Here is a 15,159-nt window from a genome sequence, read left to right on the forward strand (position 1 = left end):
TGCTCGGCGCCCACCAGCTGGTCGAGGCCGCCGTCTGGCGGGCTGGCGGCGGGTCCGGGCCGGCCACCACCGCCTGGGCGGTGATCGCGATGCCCGTGCTCGCGGTGCGGGTGCCGTTCGGCGTGCTGCTCTCGGTGGGGCCGGCGGCCGCACCCGCGGGCCCGCCGCCGCCGCGGTGCTCTCGTACGGCCTCGCGCGCCACCCGCCGACGGCTGAGGTCCACGGACACGCGCTTGCGTAACGGCGTGACGCTCGGCGCCCGAAAGTTTCCCGTCCGCGGGTAGTGACTTCGCAACCCCATCGCAGTAGAACTCGTTCCCATTCTGTCGAGAGCGAGGAACGTCACATGAGTGACAGGACCCTGCACGGAAAAGACCCCAACGGAATCTCACGGCGCGGGTTCATGGCGGGAACAGGTTCCGTTCTCGGGGCCGCCGCCCTCGCCGGGCACGCCCAGCCGGCCCACGCTCACGCCCGCAGCCGGGCCGCCGCCCCGGCCCCGGCTGCCGGGTCCATCGAGTCCGGGGCCCGCGTGCCGGTCCTGGTCATCGGCACCGGCTACGGGGGCTCCGTCGCCGCCCTGCGGCTCGCCGAGGCCGGCGTCACGGTCCACATGGTCGAGATGGGCATGGCCTGGGACACCCCCGGGCCGGACGGCAAGGTGTTCTGCAACACCACCAGCCCGGACCACCGCGCGTACTGGCTGCGGACCCGCACGAAGCAGCCGCTGAGCAACTTCCTCGGCTTCCCCCTCGACAAGGACGTCCCCCGCTACACCGGGATCCTCGACGCCGAGGAGATGGGCGGCATCACCGTCTACCAGGGCCGAGGGGTCGGCGGCGGCTCACTGGTCAACGGCGGCATGGCGGTCACCCCGAGGCGGGCGAACTTCCCCGCCATCCTGCCCTCGGTCGACCCCGCCGAGATGTACGCCACCTACTACCCGCGCGCCAACGCCGGCCTCGGCGTCGGCCTGGTCGACCCGGCCTGGTTCGACACGGTGGACTGCTACCAGTTCGCCCGTGTCGGCCGCAAGCACGCCCAGCGCTCCGGATTCCCCTTCGTCTTCGTCCCGGACGTCTACGACTGGGACTACATGAAGCAGGAGGCAGCCGGCACGGTCCCGAAGTCGGCGGTGGCCGGCGAGATCCTCTACGGCAACAACCACGGCAAGAAGTCCCTCCAGCAGACCTACCTCGCCCGGGCCAGGGCCACCGGGCGGGTCACCGTCTCCCCCCTCCACAAGGTCACTTCGGTGACCCCGGCAGCCGGCGGCGGCTACGCCGTCGCCATCGAGCAGATCGACACCACGGGCGCCACCACCGCCACCAAGACGGTGACGGCGGACCGGGTGTTCTTCGCGGCCGGCAGCGTCGGGACCAGCAAACTGCTCGTCAGGCTGAAGGCCACCGGCGCCCTCCCCGGCCTGAACGGCGAGATCGGCAAGGGGTGGGGTGACAACGGCAACGTCATGTGCGGGCGCGCCAACCACCTGTGGGACCCCACCGGCAAGGTCCAGGCCTCCATCCCCTGCGGCGGCATCGACAACTGGGACGCCGGGGGCGCCTTCGCCGAGATCGCCCCGCTGCCGACCGGCATCGAGACGTACGCCTCCTTCTACCTGTCGATCACCCGCAATCCGCACCGGGCCGAGTTCACGTACGACGCGGCCGCGGGCCGGGTCGTGCTGAACTGGCAGACCGCCTGGAAGCAGCCGTCCATCGACATGGCCCGCACCATCTTCGACCGGATCAACGCACGGGAGGGGACGATCTACCGCAGCGACCTGTTCGGCCTGCACAAGGTCTGGGGCGACCACCTCACCTACCACCCGCTCGGCGGCGCCGTCCTGGACAAGGCCACCGACAACCACGGCCGCCTGCACGGCCACCCGGGCCTGTACGTGATCGACGGCGCGCTGATCCCCGGCAACACCAGCGTGAACCCGTTCGTCACCATCACGGCCCTCGCCGAACGCAACATCGAAAACATCATCACCACCGACCTCCAGCAAGGCGAGCGGTAGTGGCCACAGCGCAGAAAGCCGACCTGCACCACGTACCGGTCACGGGCATCCGATGGGATGCCGCCGCCCTTCGGCCCGAGGCCTTGTCGCCGGAGACGTCGTGCACTCCGACGATGTCGCGGGCGGCCCAGCCCGGAGCCAGCTTGCGGTAGGAGGGGAAGCTGGGCTCGTGGGGCCGGAGGCCTCCCCAACCGTCCCTGGTTGGACAACTAAAGGACTGGAATCAGAATGAGGTCTCCAAGGTCGGGAGATGACCGCAAGTCAGGTGGTGTCGGCGCGGTCCGGAGGGCTATGGAAGCTGGATTCCGGACCAGGCATCGACTTCGCACTGTCTGTCGGCATTATTCCCTGCGGTCACGACTGTGCCGTTGGCCCGCAGGCCAAGGGTGTGCGTTGAACCGGCCGCCACGGCGACAATGTCGCGCCAACCGCCGACTTCGCACTGTCGGTAGCTGTTGTCTCCCGCTGCGAGGACCCGTCCGGACGCAGTGACCCCGACGGTGTGGTAGCTGCCCGCGCTGAGCGCCACCACGTCTTCCCAGTCATCGACCTCGCAGGCCCCGGTTGCCCGGTCTCCGGTCGCGACTGCCCGCCCGTCGGCTCTGAGGCCGACGGTATGGAGATACCCAGCCGAAATGGCGACTAGGTCACGCCACCCTTCAACGGCACACTGCCGTCGTCGGTTGTTCCCCGCGGCCAGGGCAGAACCGTCCGACCGGACGCCAACCGAGTGCCAGTCACCACACGAGAGGACGACCATCTCGCGCCAGGACTGCACGTCACACTGTCCTTCTGAACTCCGGCCAACTGCTAGCACGCGGCCATTCGCGAGCAGCCCGAGAGTGCGGCGCCAGCCTGCGGCCACGGCCGTGACGCCTCGCCATCCGGCGACATCACATTGTCCATCGCCATTCCACCCCGTTGCCCGCACCGTGCCGTCCGACCGGAGTCCCACCGTATGGGACCTGCCCGTGTTCGTCGCGGTATGGACGTTGCCAGCTGCCACCGCGACGACGTCTTCCCATCGCTCGACACGACATTCAGCGGTGGCGGTATTGCCCACGGCGAGAACGGTTCCATCCCAGCGCCGTCCGACCGAATGATGCCTTCCGGCCGCCAGCGCCGACGAGTTGGCGAGCATCCCGCCTCCTTCTTCTTGGCGCGAGTTCGCGACATGGGATGTCACCTTACGTTGGACTGGAATCAGAGCGAGGTCCTCAGTGAAGGCCTGGTGGATGTCGTCGCGGATCTCCGGGCGGATGCGTAGGCGGTGGAACCAGTGCAGTAGTGCGATGGCGCCTTCCACGACCCAGCGGTGTACGCCGAGTCCGGAGCCGTGTTCGGTGCCGCGTCGGGCGATGTGCGGGGTGATTTCGCACCGTCGGACCTGGTCGTGGTAGCTCTCGTGGGCGTAGCCGCGGTCAGCGTAGAGGTGCTTCGGTCGGCGCAGCGGTCGGCCGCGTTTGCCTGGCGGAGGGGGTCGCGCTTGCGGAGCCCGATGTGGAGGGCGAGTTCGAACAGCGCACGCAGCCGGTGGCTCTGTGCGGTGGTGAGGAGCCAGCTGGCTTCGTCGGTGGTGCCGGGTTCAAAGCGTCCGTCCGGACCGGGGCCGACCGGTGCCTCGGTCGGCCCCGGGGCCTGGGGATCCCCGCCCTCAGTGCCCCGGAAGGACGCACACGGTGTCGAGGCCGAGGACGTGGTTGAGGCGGCCGAAGGCCAGCCAGGAGCCGATGCTCATGGTCAGCTCCACGATCTCCAGTTGGCTGTAGTGCGCGGTCATCCGGTCCCAGAACGCCTCGTCGAGGTGGTGGTGGTCGAGGGTGTACCGCTCGGCGTACTCGGCGGCGAGGCGGGTCCGCTCGTCGAAGCGGTCCGTGGTGCGCCAGTCGGTGACCGCGGCGGCGAACTCCTCCTCGACCTTCTCCCCGTCGCGCTCGGTGCGCCAGTCCAGGCAGAAGGCGCACCCGTTGATCTGGGCGACGCGCAGTCGCGCGGCCTCGAACTCGCGCAGCCCCAGGGTGGTGTGGGCGTACACCGACAGCGAGAAGTTCGCGGCGGCCGGTCCGATCCCGGGGACCATGTCGCCCCAGACGTACTCGATCGGGTGCTGCCCTTCGGGGACGTCGATCCTCATGGCGGTCATGACCGTTTCCTTCCGAGTCTGCCGACGGCGGGGCGCAGCGGGATGTCCAGGGCGTCGTAGAGGCCCGGTTCGGCGTCCACCAGCCAGTCGATGGCGCCGACCAGGCGGCCGACGGCGGTGGCGTTTCCGCCGGCCGAGCGGTTCTCGCCCTCGTCGGTGGCCGCGACGGTGACCTCGATGCGGGGGCGGCCCTCGATGACCACGCGGTGGGCGCCGTCGCCGCCGTCGGGCGGCATCGGCCAGTCGGGGGCGCAGGAGGGGTGGATGCGGGTGACGTGTTCGATGACGAGGCGGGGTTCGCCGTCGACGATGCCCTGGACCTCGAAACGGATCGCGCCCTGCGTGCCGGCTTCGAAGGCGCCCATGGTGCGGGTGGTGACGGTGGTGTCGAGGGGGCGGCGGTCCACCGTCTCGCGGATCCCGTCCAGTTCGACGCCGAGGGCGCGGGCCATCATGCGGATCTGCCCGCCCCACACCATGGTGGGGACGGACGGCATGAGCATCATCGGGTCGAAGTCCATGGGCCGGCCCATGCCGACCAGATCGCGTACGGAGTCGGGCTGGTCGTAGGTGGAGTAGTCGAAGATCTCCTGGCAGCGGATGGCGTCGATGGCGGTGCCGAGTCCGCTGACCAGCAGCGGGAGCACGTCGTTGCCCCAGCCGGGGTCGACCCCGGAGGCGAACAGCGAGCCGCCGCCCTCCGCGATGGCGGCCACCACCGGGTCGCGGAACTCCGGCGGGGCGCTGCGGTGGTCGTAGAGCGGGTAGAGGGCGGGGCTGACGACGACCGCCCCGGCCCGGATCGCCCGGGTGATGTCGGCGAGGGCGCCGCCGGGGCGGATGTCGCCGGTGGCCGCGTAGACGACGGCGCGGGGCCGGGCCGCGAGGACGGCTTCGGCGTCGTCGGTGGCCGTGACCCCGGTGTCGTGGTCGAGGCCGGCGAGCCGGCCCGCGTCGCGGCCGATCTTGTCGGGATGGTGGACGATGACGGCGGCCAGTTCCAGCGCCGGATGGGCCTCCACGGCACGGATGGCCAGACGGCCGACGTTGCCGGTGCCCCAGACAACCGTGGGAATCATGCGCGGAGGGTAGCGACAGGATCCCGAGGTTCCCAGAGCCGCGCGGGGAAATCTCCGCGGGCCGCGCCTACTGGTTCTGGCCCCCGAGGAGGAAGAGGAGGTAGACGAAGAAGGCGAAGAGGTGGCCGACGAACAGGTAGGCGACCAGCCGGATCAGCAGTCCGCGCGGGAACTTCATCTGCATGCGCATGGGGTGCTCCTTGGATGTCAGGACGTCAGGGGTGGGTGGTCGGGCGGCCGCCGCTGCCGGGGCCCGGGCCGCCGCCGCGGCCGACGGCGCTGCCGCCGAGGCACAGGCCGGCGAGGCTGCTCTGCAGCAGCGTGTGGACGAACAGCAGGTCCGCTCCCCCGCGCGAGGCCGCGCCGATCCGGTGCGGGGTGAGCGAGTCGAAGTGGGCGCTGTCGCCGGGTTCCAGCAGGTACTCGGCCTCGGCCAGGTGCAGCCGCAGCCGCCCCTTGAGGACGTACAGCCACTCCTCGCCGGGATGGACGCGGACCAGCTCGCCCTGGCTGCGCTCGCCGTACGGGACGTGCACGCGCAGCGCCTGCATGCCGCGGCCGGAGCCGCCCGCCTGCCAGTACGTCCAGCCGTCGGCCTCGCGGGCTCCCGGACCGCCCGCGCGTACGATGGGATCGGCCGCGGTGGGGGTCTCGCCGAGCAGTTCGGAGACCGTCGTACCGTAGGTACGGGCGAGCCCCAGCAGCAGCGGCAGCGAGGGCTGGCGCCGCCCCGTCTCCAGGCGGGAGAGGTGGGCGGGCGAGAGCCGGGCCCGGGCCGCGGCGGCCTCGAGGGTGAGTCCTGCACGGCGGCGCAGCTCGCGCAGCTGCGGGGCCACGGCGGGCAGCTCGTCGGCTTCGGTGCCGGGGTCGGCCCCTTCGGAGCCGGCTGGGTCGCGGGGACCAGGTGTCATGCTCCGATTGAGCCAGAACCTTGCCTGGGTGGCAATCCGCCTTACCTCTGAGGCAAAAACGCGGCGAGCGCGGGGAACCGGCTCGGTCAGGTCTGCGTGGGTCGGCCGGACCGGCCGAGCACCGTTTCCACCGTGTCCGCCTCGTCGGCGCTCTTGTCGGGCCGGTGCCGCAGCACCCGCGCGAAGCGCAGCGCCACGCCGGCCGGGTAGCGCGGGGAGCGCTGCAGGCCGTCGTAGGCGATCTCGACGACCAGCTCCGGCCGGACCCGCACGGTGTGGCCGTCGTCCGCCACGGCCAGTTCCCGCAGCCGGTCCGTCTGCCAGCGCAGCATCTCGTCGGTCAGCCCCTTGAAGGTCTTGCCGAGCATGGCGTACGAGCCGCCGCCGGCCCGCGCGCCCAGGTGCAGGTTCGACAGGGTGCCCGTACGCCGGCCGTGGCCCCATTCGGCGGCGAGCACGACGAGGTCCAGGGTGTGCACGGGTTTGACCTTGAGCCAGTGCCTGCCGCGCCGACCGGCCGCGTACGCGGAGTCGAGGGCCTTGACCATGACCCCTTCGTGGCCGCGGCGCAGCGTCTCGGCCCAGAACTCCTCGGCCTCGGCCGCCTGGGCCGCCGGGTCCTCCACGACGAGCCGGCGGACCCGGGAGGCCTGCGGCACGAGCGCGGCGAGGACGGCGTACCGCTCGCGGACGGGCAGGTCGAGGAGGACGTCGCCGCCGGCGGCGAGCACGTCGAAGAAGTACGGGGCGACGGGCAGGGCCCGTCGGGCGGTCTCGACGTCGATCCGGGAGCCGACCCGGCTCGCGATGTCCTGGAAGGACACCGGGCGGCCGTCCGCGCCCTGGCCGATGACCTCGCCGTCCAGGATGAACCGCTGCCCCGCGCAGTCCCGGGCCGCCTGCACCACCTCCGGCAGGCGGTCGGTGATCTCGTCGAGGGAGCGGGTGTACACGTGGACGGCGTCCCCGTCGCGGTGCACCTGCACCCGGATCCCGTCGAGCTTCTCCTCCAGCGCGCAGGGCCCCAGCGCGGCCAGGGCCTCGGCCACCGACCCGGCGGTGTTCGCCAGCATCGGCTGCACGGGCTGCCCGACGCGGAGGGTGACCTCGCGGAGCGCGGCGGGTCCCCCGACGAGGACCGCCGCGCCCACCCGGGCCAGGGAGCCGTCCAGCATCACGGCCCGGCGCAGCTCGGCGGCCGGCACCCCGGCGGCCGCGGCCACGCCCTCCAGGGCGACCGCGTCCAGGGCGCCCTGGCGCACCTCGCCGGACAGCAGGCTGCGCAGGAACCTCTGCTCGGGCTCGGTGGCGGCGGCGAACAGGGCGTCGACCATGCGGTTCCGCGCCGCCTGGGAGCCGCGGCCGGCCAGGGCGGCGAGCTCGGTCACCGCGGCGTCGACCTCGGCGACACCGAGGACGGGCCGGTCGGCGGGGGCGACGGGCCGGCCGAGGGTGCGCCAGCCGAGGCCGGGCCGGCCCTGCGGGAGCCGCCCGGCGAGGTACGAGATGACCACGGCGGCCTCGTCCGCGGGCACGACCGCGAACAGTTCCGCGAGCAGGGCGGTCTTGCGGGACCGGGCGGAGGTTTCGGCGACCGCCCGGGACACGCGCGCGACCTCGGCGAGCAGCATGCGGCCATCCTCCCGCCGCCCGGGGCACGGCGCAGGTCGGACCGGCGGGCCGGGACTCGCGGGCCGGGGCTCGCGGGCCGAGGCCCTCGGGCCGGAGCTCGCGGGCCGGAGCTCGCGGGCGCGTACCGCGGATGCGGTACACCGGCAGGCGCCCGGGTAGTCCTCAAGGAGGTGGGCGGCTCCGCCTGGGGGCGCTCAGCGCGTGCCGGTGATCCGTCTAGGGTGCCGGTATGACGCTCCGACTACCGAAGCCCCCGCTGCCCCGGCGCCGCCGAAGCCGCCTGCTCGCGGGCGCGGCCGCGCTCGCCGTCGTCGCGGGCGCCGGGACCTGGACGGCCGCCGCTTCGGGCGGGGAGCCGCCCGTGCACCGCGAGGACCGGGTGCTGCCCGTGGCGGGTGCCGGGATCGACACCTCGTACTTCGCCGTCCCGGGCCCGCAGAAGCGTCCGGCGGTGCTGCTGGGCCACGGCTTCGGCGGCAGCAAGGACGACGTCCGCGCGCAGGCGGAGCGGCTGGCCCGGGACGGGTACGCCGTCCTCACGTGGTCGGCGCGCGGCTTCGGCCGCTCGGGCGGGCAGATCGGGCTGAACGACCCGGAGTACGAGGTCAAGGACGTGTCCCGGCTGGTCGACTGGCTCGCGACACGGCCCGAGGTCCGGCTCGACGCCGCCGGGGACCCGCGGGTCGGCGTCGCCGGGGCCTCGTACGGCGGAGCGGTCGCGCTGCTCGCGGCCGGGTACGACAGCCGGGTGGACGCGATCGCCCCGCAGATCACGTACTGGAACCTCGCGGACTCCCTCTTCCCGCAAGGGGTGTTCAAGAAGCTGTGGGCGGGGCTGTTCTTCACCACCGGTTCAACGGGCGGCATGCAGCCGGGCGGGCCGGCCGAGGCGTCCGCGGGTCCCTCGACGGCCGCTGGCGCGGCGGGCCCGTCGACGAGCGCCGCCGATCCCGCTGCCCCCGCGGCAGCCTCCCCCGCGGCCGGCGCGACGGCCTGCGGGCGGTTCCGGCCCGAGCTGTGCGCGATGTACGAGCGGGTCGCGGCTTCCGGGAGGCCGGACACCGAGGCCCGCGCGCTGCTGGAGCGCCGCAGCCCCTCGGCGGTCGGGGACCGGATCAAGGTGCCCGCGCTCATCGTGCAGGGCCAGGACGACTCCCTCTTCCCGCTGGACCAGGCCGACGCCATGGCCCGGACCATCGCCGCGAACGGCGCGCCCGTGGCCGTCGACTGGGCGGCCGGCGGTCACGACGGCGGCATGCGCGAGGCCGGCCGGGTCGAGGCCCGGGTGACGGCCTGGTTCGACCGCCACCTCAAGGGCGAGGCGGGCGCGGACACCGGCCCGGCGTTCCGCGTCTCCCGCTCCGGCGGCATCGACTCCACCGACGGCACGGTCCGGCTGCGCGGCGTGAGCGGTGAGAGCTACCCCGGGTTGACCGCGGGCCGCCGGGAGTTCGCCCTGACAGGTGCCGGCAGCGGCCGCGAGCACGACCGGAGCCAGGACCAGGGCCAGGGCCAGGCCCAGGCCCAGGGCCAAGACCGGGACCGGGACCGGGAGCAGACCTTCGCCAACCCGGCGGGCGGCACGCCGTCCGCGCTGTCCTCCGTACCGGGGATCGGCGGGCAGCTGGCCGCCTTCGGCGCCGGGCTGTCCCTGGACTTCCCCGGGCAGCATGCCCGGTTCGACACGGAGCCGCTGGTCGAGGAGGTGCGGATCACCGGCACCCCGACGGTCGCGCTGACCGTGCGGTCGACGGCGGCGGACGGGTCGGCCGTCCTGTTCGGCAAGGTGTACGACGTCGGCCCGGACGGGCGGCAGCAGGTGCTGCCGCATCAGCTGGTGGCCCCGCTGCGGGTGGAGGACGCACAGCAGGGCCGGACCGTGGAGCTGCGCCTGCCTGCAGTCGACCACGCCGTCCGGGCCGGGCATCGGCTGCGGCTGGTCGTGGCGGCCACCGACCTCGGCTACGCGTCCCCGGCGGCCCCGGCCTCGTACACGGTCGCGGTGCAGGGCCCGCTGGCGGTGCCCGTGGCCGACGGGGTGCGGTCGGCCGCAGCAGGGCTGCCCGCCTGGACCTGGGGCCTGCCGCTGGGCGCCGTGCTGGTGGCGGCCGCCCTGCTGGGGATCCGCCGGCCCGGCCGGACCGGGACGCCGGATCCCCAGCTCCCCGCGCCCGGGCCCGGGCCCGGCGACGACGTGCCGCTGGACATCAGGGGCCTGACGAAGCGGTACGCGAAGGCACAGGACCGTTACGCGGTGCGGGACCTGTCGTTCCGGGTGGAGCGGGGCCAGGTGCTGGGCCTGCTCGGGCCCAACGGCGCCGGGAAGACCACCACCCTGCGGATGCTGATGGGGCTGATCACACCGGACGCCGGGGAGATCCGGGTGTTCGGGCACCCCGTGCGGCCCGGTGCCCCGGTGCTGTCACGGGTCGGGGCCTTCGTCGAGGGGGCCGGATTCCTGCCGCACCTGTCGGGGCGGGCCAATCTGGAGCTGTACTGGCAGGCCACCGGACGGCCGGCCGGGGACGCACACATGGCGGAGGCCCTGGAGATCGCCGGGCTCGGCGATGCGCTGGAGCGCGCGGTGCGTACGTACTCCCAGGGCATGCGGCAGCGGCTCGCCATCGCGCAGGCCATGCTCGGGCTGCCGGACCTGCTGATCCTCGACGAGCCGACCAACGGTCTGGACCCGCCGCAGATCCGGGAGATGCGGGACGTGATGATCCGGTACGCCGCCGGGGGCCGCACGGTGATCGTCTCCAGCCATCTGCTGTCGGAGGTCGAGCAGTCCTGTACGCACCTCGTGGTGATGGACCGCGGACAGGTCGTGCAGGCGGGCGAGGTCGGCGAGATCACCGGTGGCGGGGACACGCTGCTGGTCACGGTCGACGGGCCCGTGGACGGGGACACCGTCGCGAAGGCGGCGGCCCTGGAGGGCGTGGAGTCCGCCACGCCGTGCGAGCAGGGGCTGCTCGTACGGCTCGGTGGTGCGACGGCCGCGGAGGTGGTCGCCGAACTGGTGCGGCTGGAGGTGCCGGTGAGCGGGGTGGGCCCGCACCGGCGGCTGGAGGACGCTTTCCTGACCCTGATCGGAGGTACGGCGTGAGCGCCGCGAGTGGTGTGCAGGGCCCGGGCGGCGCCGTGGCGGAGGGGGCTGCCGGCTACCGGCCGGGCCGTACCCTGCCGCTGCGCGTGGAGGCGCTGCGGCAGTGGCGCCGACGCCGGACGCTGGTCATGGGCGGGGTGCTGGCCGCACTGCCCTTCGTGATGATCATCGCGTTCGCGGTGGGCGGCGGGCGGGACGGCGGCGGCCGGAACAACCGGATCACGTTCATCGACACCGCCACGGCCTCGGGCGTGAACTTCGCGGCCACCTGCCTGTTCGTGTCGGCCGGGTTCCTGCTGGTGGTGCCGGTAGCGCTGTTCTGCGGGGACACGGTGGCCTCGGAGGCGAACTGGTCCTCGCTGCGCTACCTGCTGGCCTCGCCCGTGCCCCGGGCGCGGCTGCTGTGGAGCAAACTGGTGGTGGCGCTGGGCTTCAGTCTGGCGGCCATCGTGCTGCTGCCGGCGGTGGCGCTGGCGGCGGGAACGGCCGCGTACGGGTGGGGTCCGCTGAAGCTGCCGGCCGGCGGGGTCCTGGCGGCCGGGGACGCACTGCCGCGGCTGGCGCTCGTGGTCGCGTACGTCTTCGTGTCCCAGCTGGTCACGGCCGGCCTGGCGTTCTGGCTGTCGACGCGGACGGACGCGCCGCTGGGGGCGGTGGGCGGGGCGGTCGGCCTGACGATCGTCGGCAACGTGCTGGACGCGGTGACGGCGCTGGGATCCTGGCGCGAGTTCCTGCCCGCGCACTGGCAGTTCGCCTGGGCGGACGCCCTCCAGCCGAACCTGGAGTGGGCGGGCATGGTGAAGGGGACGGCCGTGTCGGTGTCCTGCGCGATCGTCCTCGTCGCGCTGGCCTTCCGCGGTTTCGCCCGCAAGGACATCGTCTCCTGACGCCCCCGTCGGGAGCCGTGGCCGGCCCGGGACCCGCACCGGGTCCCGGGCCGGCGGCGTCTCACCCCGTGTGCCCGGCGGTTCCCGCGACCGCGTCGATCTCGGCGAGGAGTTCCGGCTCCAGGGGGCGGTCGGCGACGGCCGCGTTGGCGCGTACCTGCTCGGCGGAGGTGGCGCCCGCGATGACGGAGGCGCAGCCGGGCCGGGCGGACAGCCAACCGATGGCGAGTTCGAGGATGCTGCGGCCGTGCCGGTCGGCGATCGCGGCCAGCGCCTCGACGGTGTCGAGCCGAGCCTCGGTCAGGTAGGCGTCGCGCCCCTCCAGCCGGGAGCCGGCCGGTACGGGCGCGCCCCGGCGGATCTTTCCGGTGAGCAGGCCGTTGGCGAGCGGGAAGTACGGGAGGACGCCGAGGCCGTAGTGCAGGGCTGCCGGGACGAGTTCCGCCTCCGCCGAGCGCTGGAGCAGCGACCACTCGTTCTGTGCCGACACGAAGGGCACCGCGCCGGTTTCGCGTGCGACGTGGGCGGCTTCGGCGAGTTGCCAGCCGCTGAGGTTGGAGTGGCCGATGTAGCGGACCTTGCCCTCGGCGACGAGCTCGGTGAGGGCGGCCAGGGTCTCGGCGACGGGGACGGCGGGGTCGGGGCTGTGCAGCTGATAGAGGTCGATGTGGTCGGTGTCCAGACGGCGCAGGGACTCCTCGACGGCGCGCCGGACGTAGGCGCGGCCGCCGCGGGACCCGGCGGCGGGTCCGTAGCCCATGTCCACGCCGTCGTAGCCGAACTTGGTGGCGAGGACGACCTGGTCGCGGCGGCCCTTGAGGGCCTGGCCGAGGTGGGACTCGGAGCCTCCGCGGCCGCCGTAGATGTCGGCGGTGTCCAGCAGGGTGATCCCCGCGTCGAGGGCGGCGTCCACGACGGTCCGGGTGGCCCGGGCGTCGAGGCGGCCGCCGAAGTTGTTGCAGCCGAGGCCCACGGCGGAGACCTGGAGTCCTGAACTGCCCAGGGGCAGGTAGCACATGAGGGTTTCCTCCACCTTGTCCGGTCGTGATCGTCGAGCGGGCGCCAGTCTAGGCACGGTCGGCCGGCGGACGACCGGGGGAAGGGGGCCCGCCGCCCCCGTCCTCACAGCACGCGGTGGGCTCCGGCCGAGGGCTCCGCCGCCGTGATGCGCGGCGGCCGGTGGCCCGCCCGGGCGAACGCCTCCGTCACGGCGCGCGTCACCGCCGGCTCGGCGTCGGCGTCGATCAGGGCCAGCGCGGAGCCGCCGAAGCCGCCGCCGGTCATCCGGGCCCCGTACGCGCCCGCCGCGTTGGCGGTGGCCACGGCGAGGTCGAGTTCGGGGCAGGACACCTCGTAATCGTCGCGGAGGGAGGCGTGCCCCTCGGTCAGCAGCGGGCCCGCCTCGCGCAGCCGGCCGGCGCGCAGCAGCTCCTCCACGCGGACGACCCGTTCGTTCTCGGTGACGACGTGCCGGACGCGGCGCCGGACGGTGGGGTCGCCGAGCCTGCCCAGCGCCCGGTCGAGTTCCGGGTACGGCAGGTCGCGCAGGGCGGGCAGCCCCAGCGCGGCGGCGGCCTCGTGGCAGGAGGAGCGGCGCTCGGCGTACGCGCCGTCGGCGAGGTCGTGCTGCACACGGGTGTCGACGACCAGGAGGCGCAGGCCGGCCGCGGCGCAGTCGAAGGGGATGTGCTGCTGCCGCAGGTCGCGGGTGTCGAGGTGGAGGGCGTGTCCGTCGGTGGCGCAGGCCGAGGCCATCTGGTCCATGACCCCACAGGGGACGCCGACGTACGCGTTCTCGGCGCGGCGGGCGAGGGCGGCCAACTCGGGCCGGGCGAGCGGGATCCCGTACAGCTCGGTGAGGGCCAGGGCGGCGGCCACCTCCAGGGCGGCGGAGGAGGACAGGCCCGCCCCGGTCGGGACGTCGGAGCGGATGTGAAGGTCTGCACCGCCGCGCAGGCCGACCGGAACCGGAAGGTCGGCGTCCAGAAGGGCCCACACCACTCCGGCCGGGTAGCGGGCCCAGCCGTCGGGGGCCTGCGGGGGGTGTGCCGGATCGAGGTCGGCGACGCGGACGGTGAGCACGCCGGACGGGACGTCGGCGGAGTGGAGCCTGAGCATCCCGTCCGTGCGCCGGGCCGCGGCGACCCGGGTGCGCTGCGGCAGGGCGAAGGGCAGGGCGAACCCGTCGTTGTAGTCGGTGTGTTCGCCGATCAGATTGACCCGGCCCGGCGCCGCCCAGACCCCCTCGGGCACGCCCCCGTACAACCCGCGGAACTCGTCGGCGGTCCGGATCGCGAGCGCGTCCGCGGGGGTGTCCGTGCTGCTCATCGGGTCGCCACCGCCCGCAGCCGGGCGGCCGCGTCCTCGGGCCGGACGTCGTTCATGTAGGCCTCCATCCCGGACTCGGTCCCCGCCAGGTACTTGAGCTTGTCGGCGGTGCGGCGGACCGTGAACAGCTCCAGGTGGAGCGCGAAGTCGGCCCGGGCCCCGCCCGAGGCCGGCGCCTGGTGCCAGGCGGACACGTACGGCGTCGGCTCCGGCCGGTCGAAGAGCCGGTCGAAGCGCCGCAGCAGTTCCAGGTACACCCGGGGGAACTCGGCGCGGGCGGCCTCGTCCAGCGTGGTCAGGTCGGCGGTGCGGCGGTTCGGGTAGAGGTGGACCTCGTACGGCCAGCGGGCCGCGTAGGGCACGAAGGCGGTCCAGTGCTCGGCGGCGAGGACGATCCTGGTGCCCTCGGCGCGCTCGGCGGCGAGCACCTCCTCGAAGAGGTTGCCGCCGGTGCGGGCGCGGTGGGCCTCGACGGTGGCGAGCATGCGGGTGGTGCGCGGGGTGATGAAGGGGAAGGCGTAGATCTGACCGTGCGGATGGCCGAGGGTCACCCCGATCTCGGCGCCGCGGTTCTCGAAGCAGTACACCTGCCGGACGTCGTCGCGCGCGGAGAGCTCGGCGGTGCGGTCCGTCCAGGCGGCCAGGACCAGCGCGGCGCGCTCCTCGTCGAGCTCGGCGAAGGAGGTCCGGTGGTCGGAGGTGAAGCAGATGACCTCGCAGCGGCCGGTGTCCCCGGCGAGCGAGGGGAACCGGTTCTCGAAGACGACCACCTCGTAGTCGCCGGCCGGGACCTCACTCGCCCGGAGGGCGGTGGAGGGGCACAGCGGGCACGCGTCGGCGGGCGGCAGGTGGGTGCGGGCCTGGCGGTGGGAGGCGATGACGACGAAGTCGCCGAGCAGCGGGTCCCGGCGCACCTCGGAGGTGGCGGCCGGCGCGTCGAGGGGGCGGGTATCGGGGACCGTGCGGTCCGCGCCGCCACCCGCGTCGTAGTACAGGATCTCGCGGCCGTCGGCGAGGCGGGTGCTCGTTCGTTTCACGTGAAGGGGC

The 15,159-nt window shown here is 73.8% G+C and carries 13 protein-coding genes; 4 read left to right on the forward strand and 9 right to left on the reverse strand.

Features of this window, described 5'->3' with window-relative positions:
* Window positions 1-17 precede the first annotated feature (17 nt).
* Together ACFVGY_RS01085 and ACFVGY_RS01090 are read left to right on the forward strand one after the other, a co-directional pair.
* The gene (locus tag ACFVGY_RS01085; RefSeq protein ID WP_385669830.1) at window positions 18-284 is read left to right on the forward strand and encodes a DUF6629 family protein; all 267 of its coding nucleotides are present in this window, start codon (window positions 18-20) and stop codon (window positions 282-284) included.
* A gap of 62 nt (window positions 285-346) precedes the next feature.
* A complete protein-coding gene (locus tag ACFVGY_RS01090; RefSeq protein WP_385668953.1) occupies window positions 347-2,026 on the forward strand; it encodes a GMC oxidoreductase in 1,680 nt (559 codons plus the stop codon).
* Between the two features lie 289 nt (window positions 2,027-2,315).
* Here ACFVGY_RS01090 and ACFVGY_RS01095 read toward each other — a convergent pair whose 3' ends face one another.
* The 6 genes from ACFVGY_RS01095 to ACFVGY_RS01120 form a co-directional block, all read right to left on the reverse strand.
* A complete protein-coding gene (locus ACFVGY_RS01095) occupies window positions 2,316-3,332 on the reverse strand; it encodes an RCC1 domain-containing protein (RefSeq protein ID WP_385668956.1) in 1,017 nt (338 codons plus the stop codon).
* Between the two features lie 348 nt (window positions 3,333-3,680).
* Window positions 3,681-4,160, reverse strand: a complete 480-nt coding sequence (locus ACFVGY_RS01100; RefSeq protein ID WP_385669833.1) for a carboxymuconolactone decarboxylase family protein — start codon at window positions 4,158-4,160, stop codon at window positions 3,681-3,683.
* A 5-nt stretch (window positions 4,161-4,165) separates the two neighbouring features.
* Entirely contained in the window at window positions 4,166-5,248 is a 1,083-nt protein-coding gene (locus tag ACFVGY_RS01105) for a dihydrodipicolinate reductase (protein ID WP_385668958.1), read from the reverse strand.
* Between the two features lie 67 nt (window positions 5,249-5,315).
* Window positions 5,316-5,438 carry a DUF6126 family protein gene (locus ACFVGY_RS01110; RefSeq protein WP_385668961.1) on the reverse strand — a complete coding sequence of 41 codons (123 nt, stop codon included), beginning with the start codon at window positions 5,436-5,438 and terminating at the stop codon, window positions 5,316-5,318.
* Between the two features lie 25 nt (window positions 5,439-5,463).
* On the reverse strand, window positions 5,464-6,159 hold the full coding sequence (locus tag ACFVGY_RS01115) for a helix-turn-helix domain-containing protein (RefSeq protein ID WP_385668964.1): 696 nt from the start codon (window positions 6,157-6,159) through the stop codon (window positions 5,464-5,466).
* 86 nt (window positions 6,160-6,245) lie between these two features.
* On the reverse strand, window positions 6,246-7,790 hold the full coding sequence (locus ACFVGY_RS01120) for an ATP-dependent DNA ligase (protein ID WP_385668967.1): 1,545 nt from the start codon (window positions 7,788-7,790) through the stop codon (window positions 6,246-6,248).
* Between the two features lie 230 nt (window positions 7,791-8,020).
* Here ACFVGY_RS01120 and ACFVGY_RS01125 point away from each other — a divergent pair, with 230 nt between their 5' ends.
* Window positions 8,021-10,897 carry a CocE/NonD family hydrolase gene (locus ACFVGY_RS01125; RefSeq protein WP_385668970.1) on the forward strand — a complete coding sequence of 959 codons (2,877 nt, stop codon included), beginning with the start codon at window positions 8,021-8,023 and terminating at the stop codon, window positions 10,895-10,897.
* Window positions 10,894-11,784 (forward strand): ABC transporter permease, encoded by an 891-nt coding sequence (locus tag ACFVGY_RS01130; RefSeq protein ID WP_385668973.1) that lies wholly within the window; start codon window positions 10,894-10,896, stop codon window positions 11,782-11,784. The genes ACFVGY_RS01125 and ACFVGY_RS01130 overlap by 4 nt, the downstream gene beginning before the upstream one ends.
* Window positions 11,785-11,845: 61 nt before the next feature.
* Here the strand turns inward: ACFVGY_RS01130 and ACFVGY_RS01135 are convergent, their stop codons facing one another.
* The 3 genes from ACFVGY_RS01135 to galT all read right to left on the reverse strand — a co-directional run bounded on the left by ACFVGY_RS01135 (window position 11,846) and on the right by galT (window position 15,149).
* Window positions 11,846-12,802: an aldo/keto reductase gene (locus ACFVGY_RS01135; RefSeq protein ID WP_385668976.1), complete on the reverse strand. Its 957-nt coding sequence runs from the start codon at window positions 12,800-12,802 to the stop codon at window positions 11,846-11,848.
* A gap of 104 nt (window positions 12,803-12,906) precedes the next feature.
* Window positions 12,907-14,112, reverse strand: coding sequence for a galactokinase (gene galK / locus ACFVGY_RS01140; protein ID WP_385668979.1), 1,206 nt, complete (start codon window positions 14,110-14,112; stop codon window positions 12,907-12,909).
* Complete coding sequence (gene galT / locus ACFVGY_RS01145; protein WP_385668982.1) at window positions 14,109-15,149, reverse strand: galactose-1-phosphate uridylyltransferase; 1,041 nt, start codon at window positions 15,147-15,149, stop codon at window positions 14,109-14,111. Before galT ends, galK begins: the two co-directional genes overlap by 4 nt.
* Window positions 15,150-15,159 lie beyond the last annotated feature (10 nt).

The organism is Streptomyces sp. NPDC127106 (assembly GCF_042677605.1).
In the GTDB taxonomy this organism is placed as follows: Bacteria; Actinomycetota; Actinomycetes; order Streptomycetales; family Streptomycetaceae; genus Streptomyces.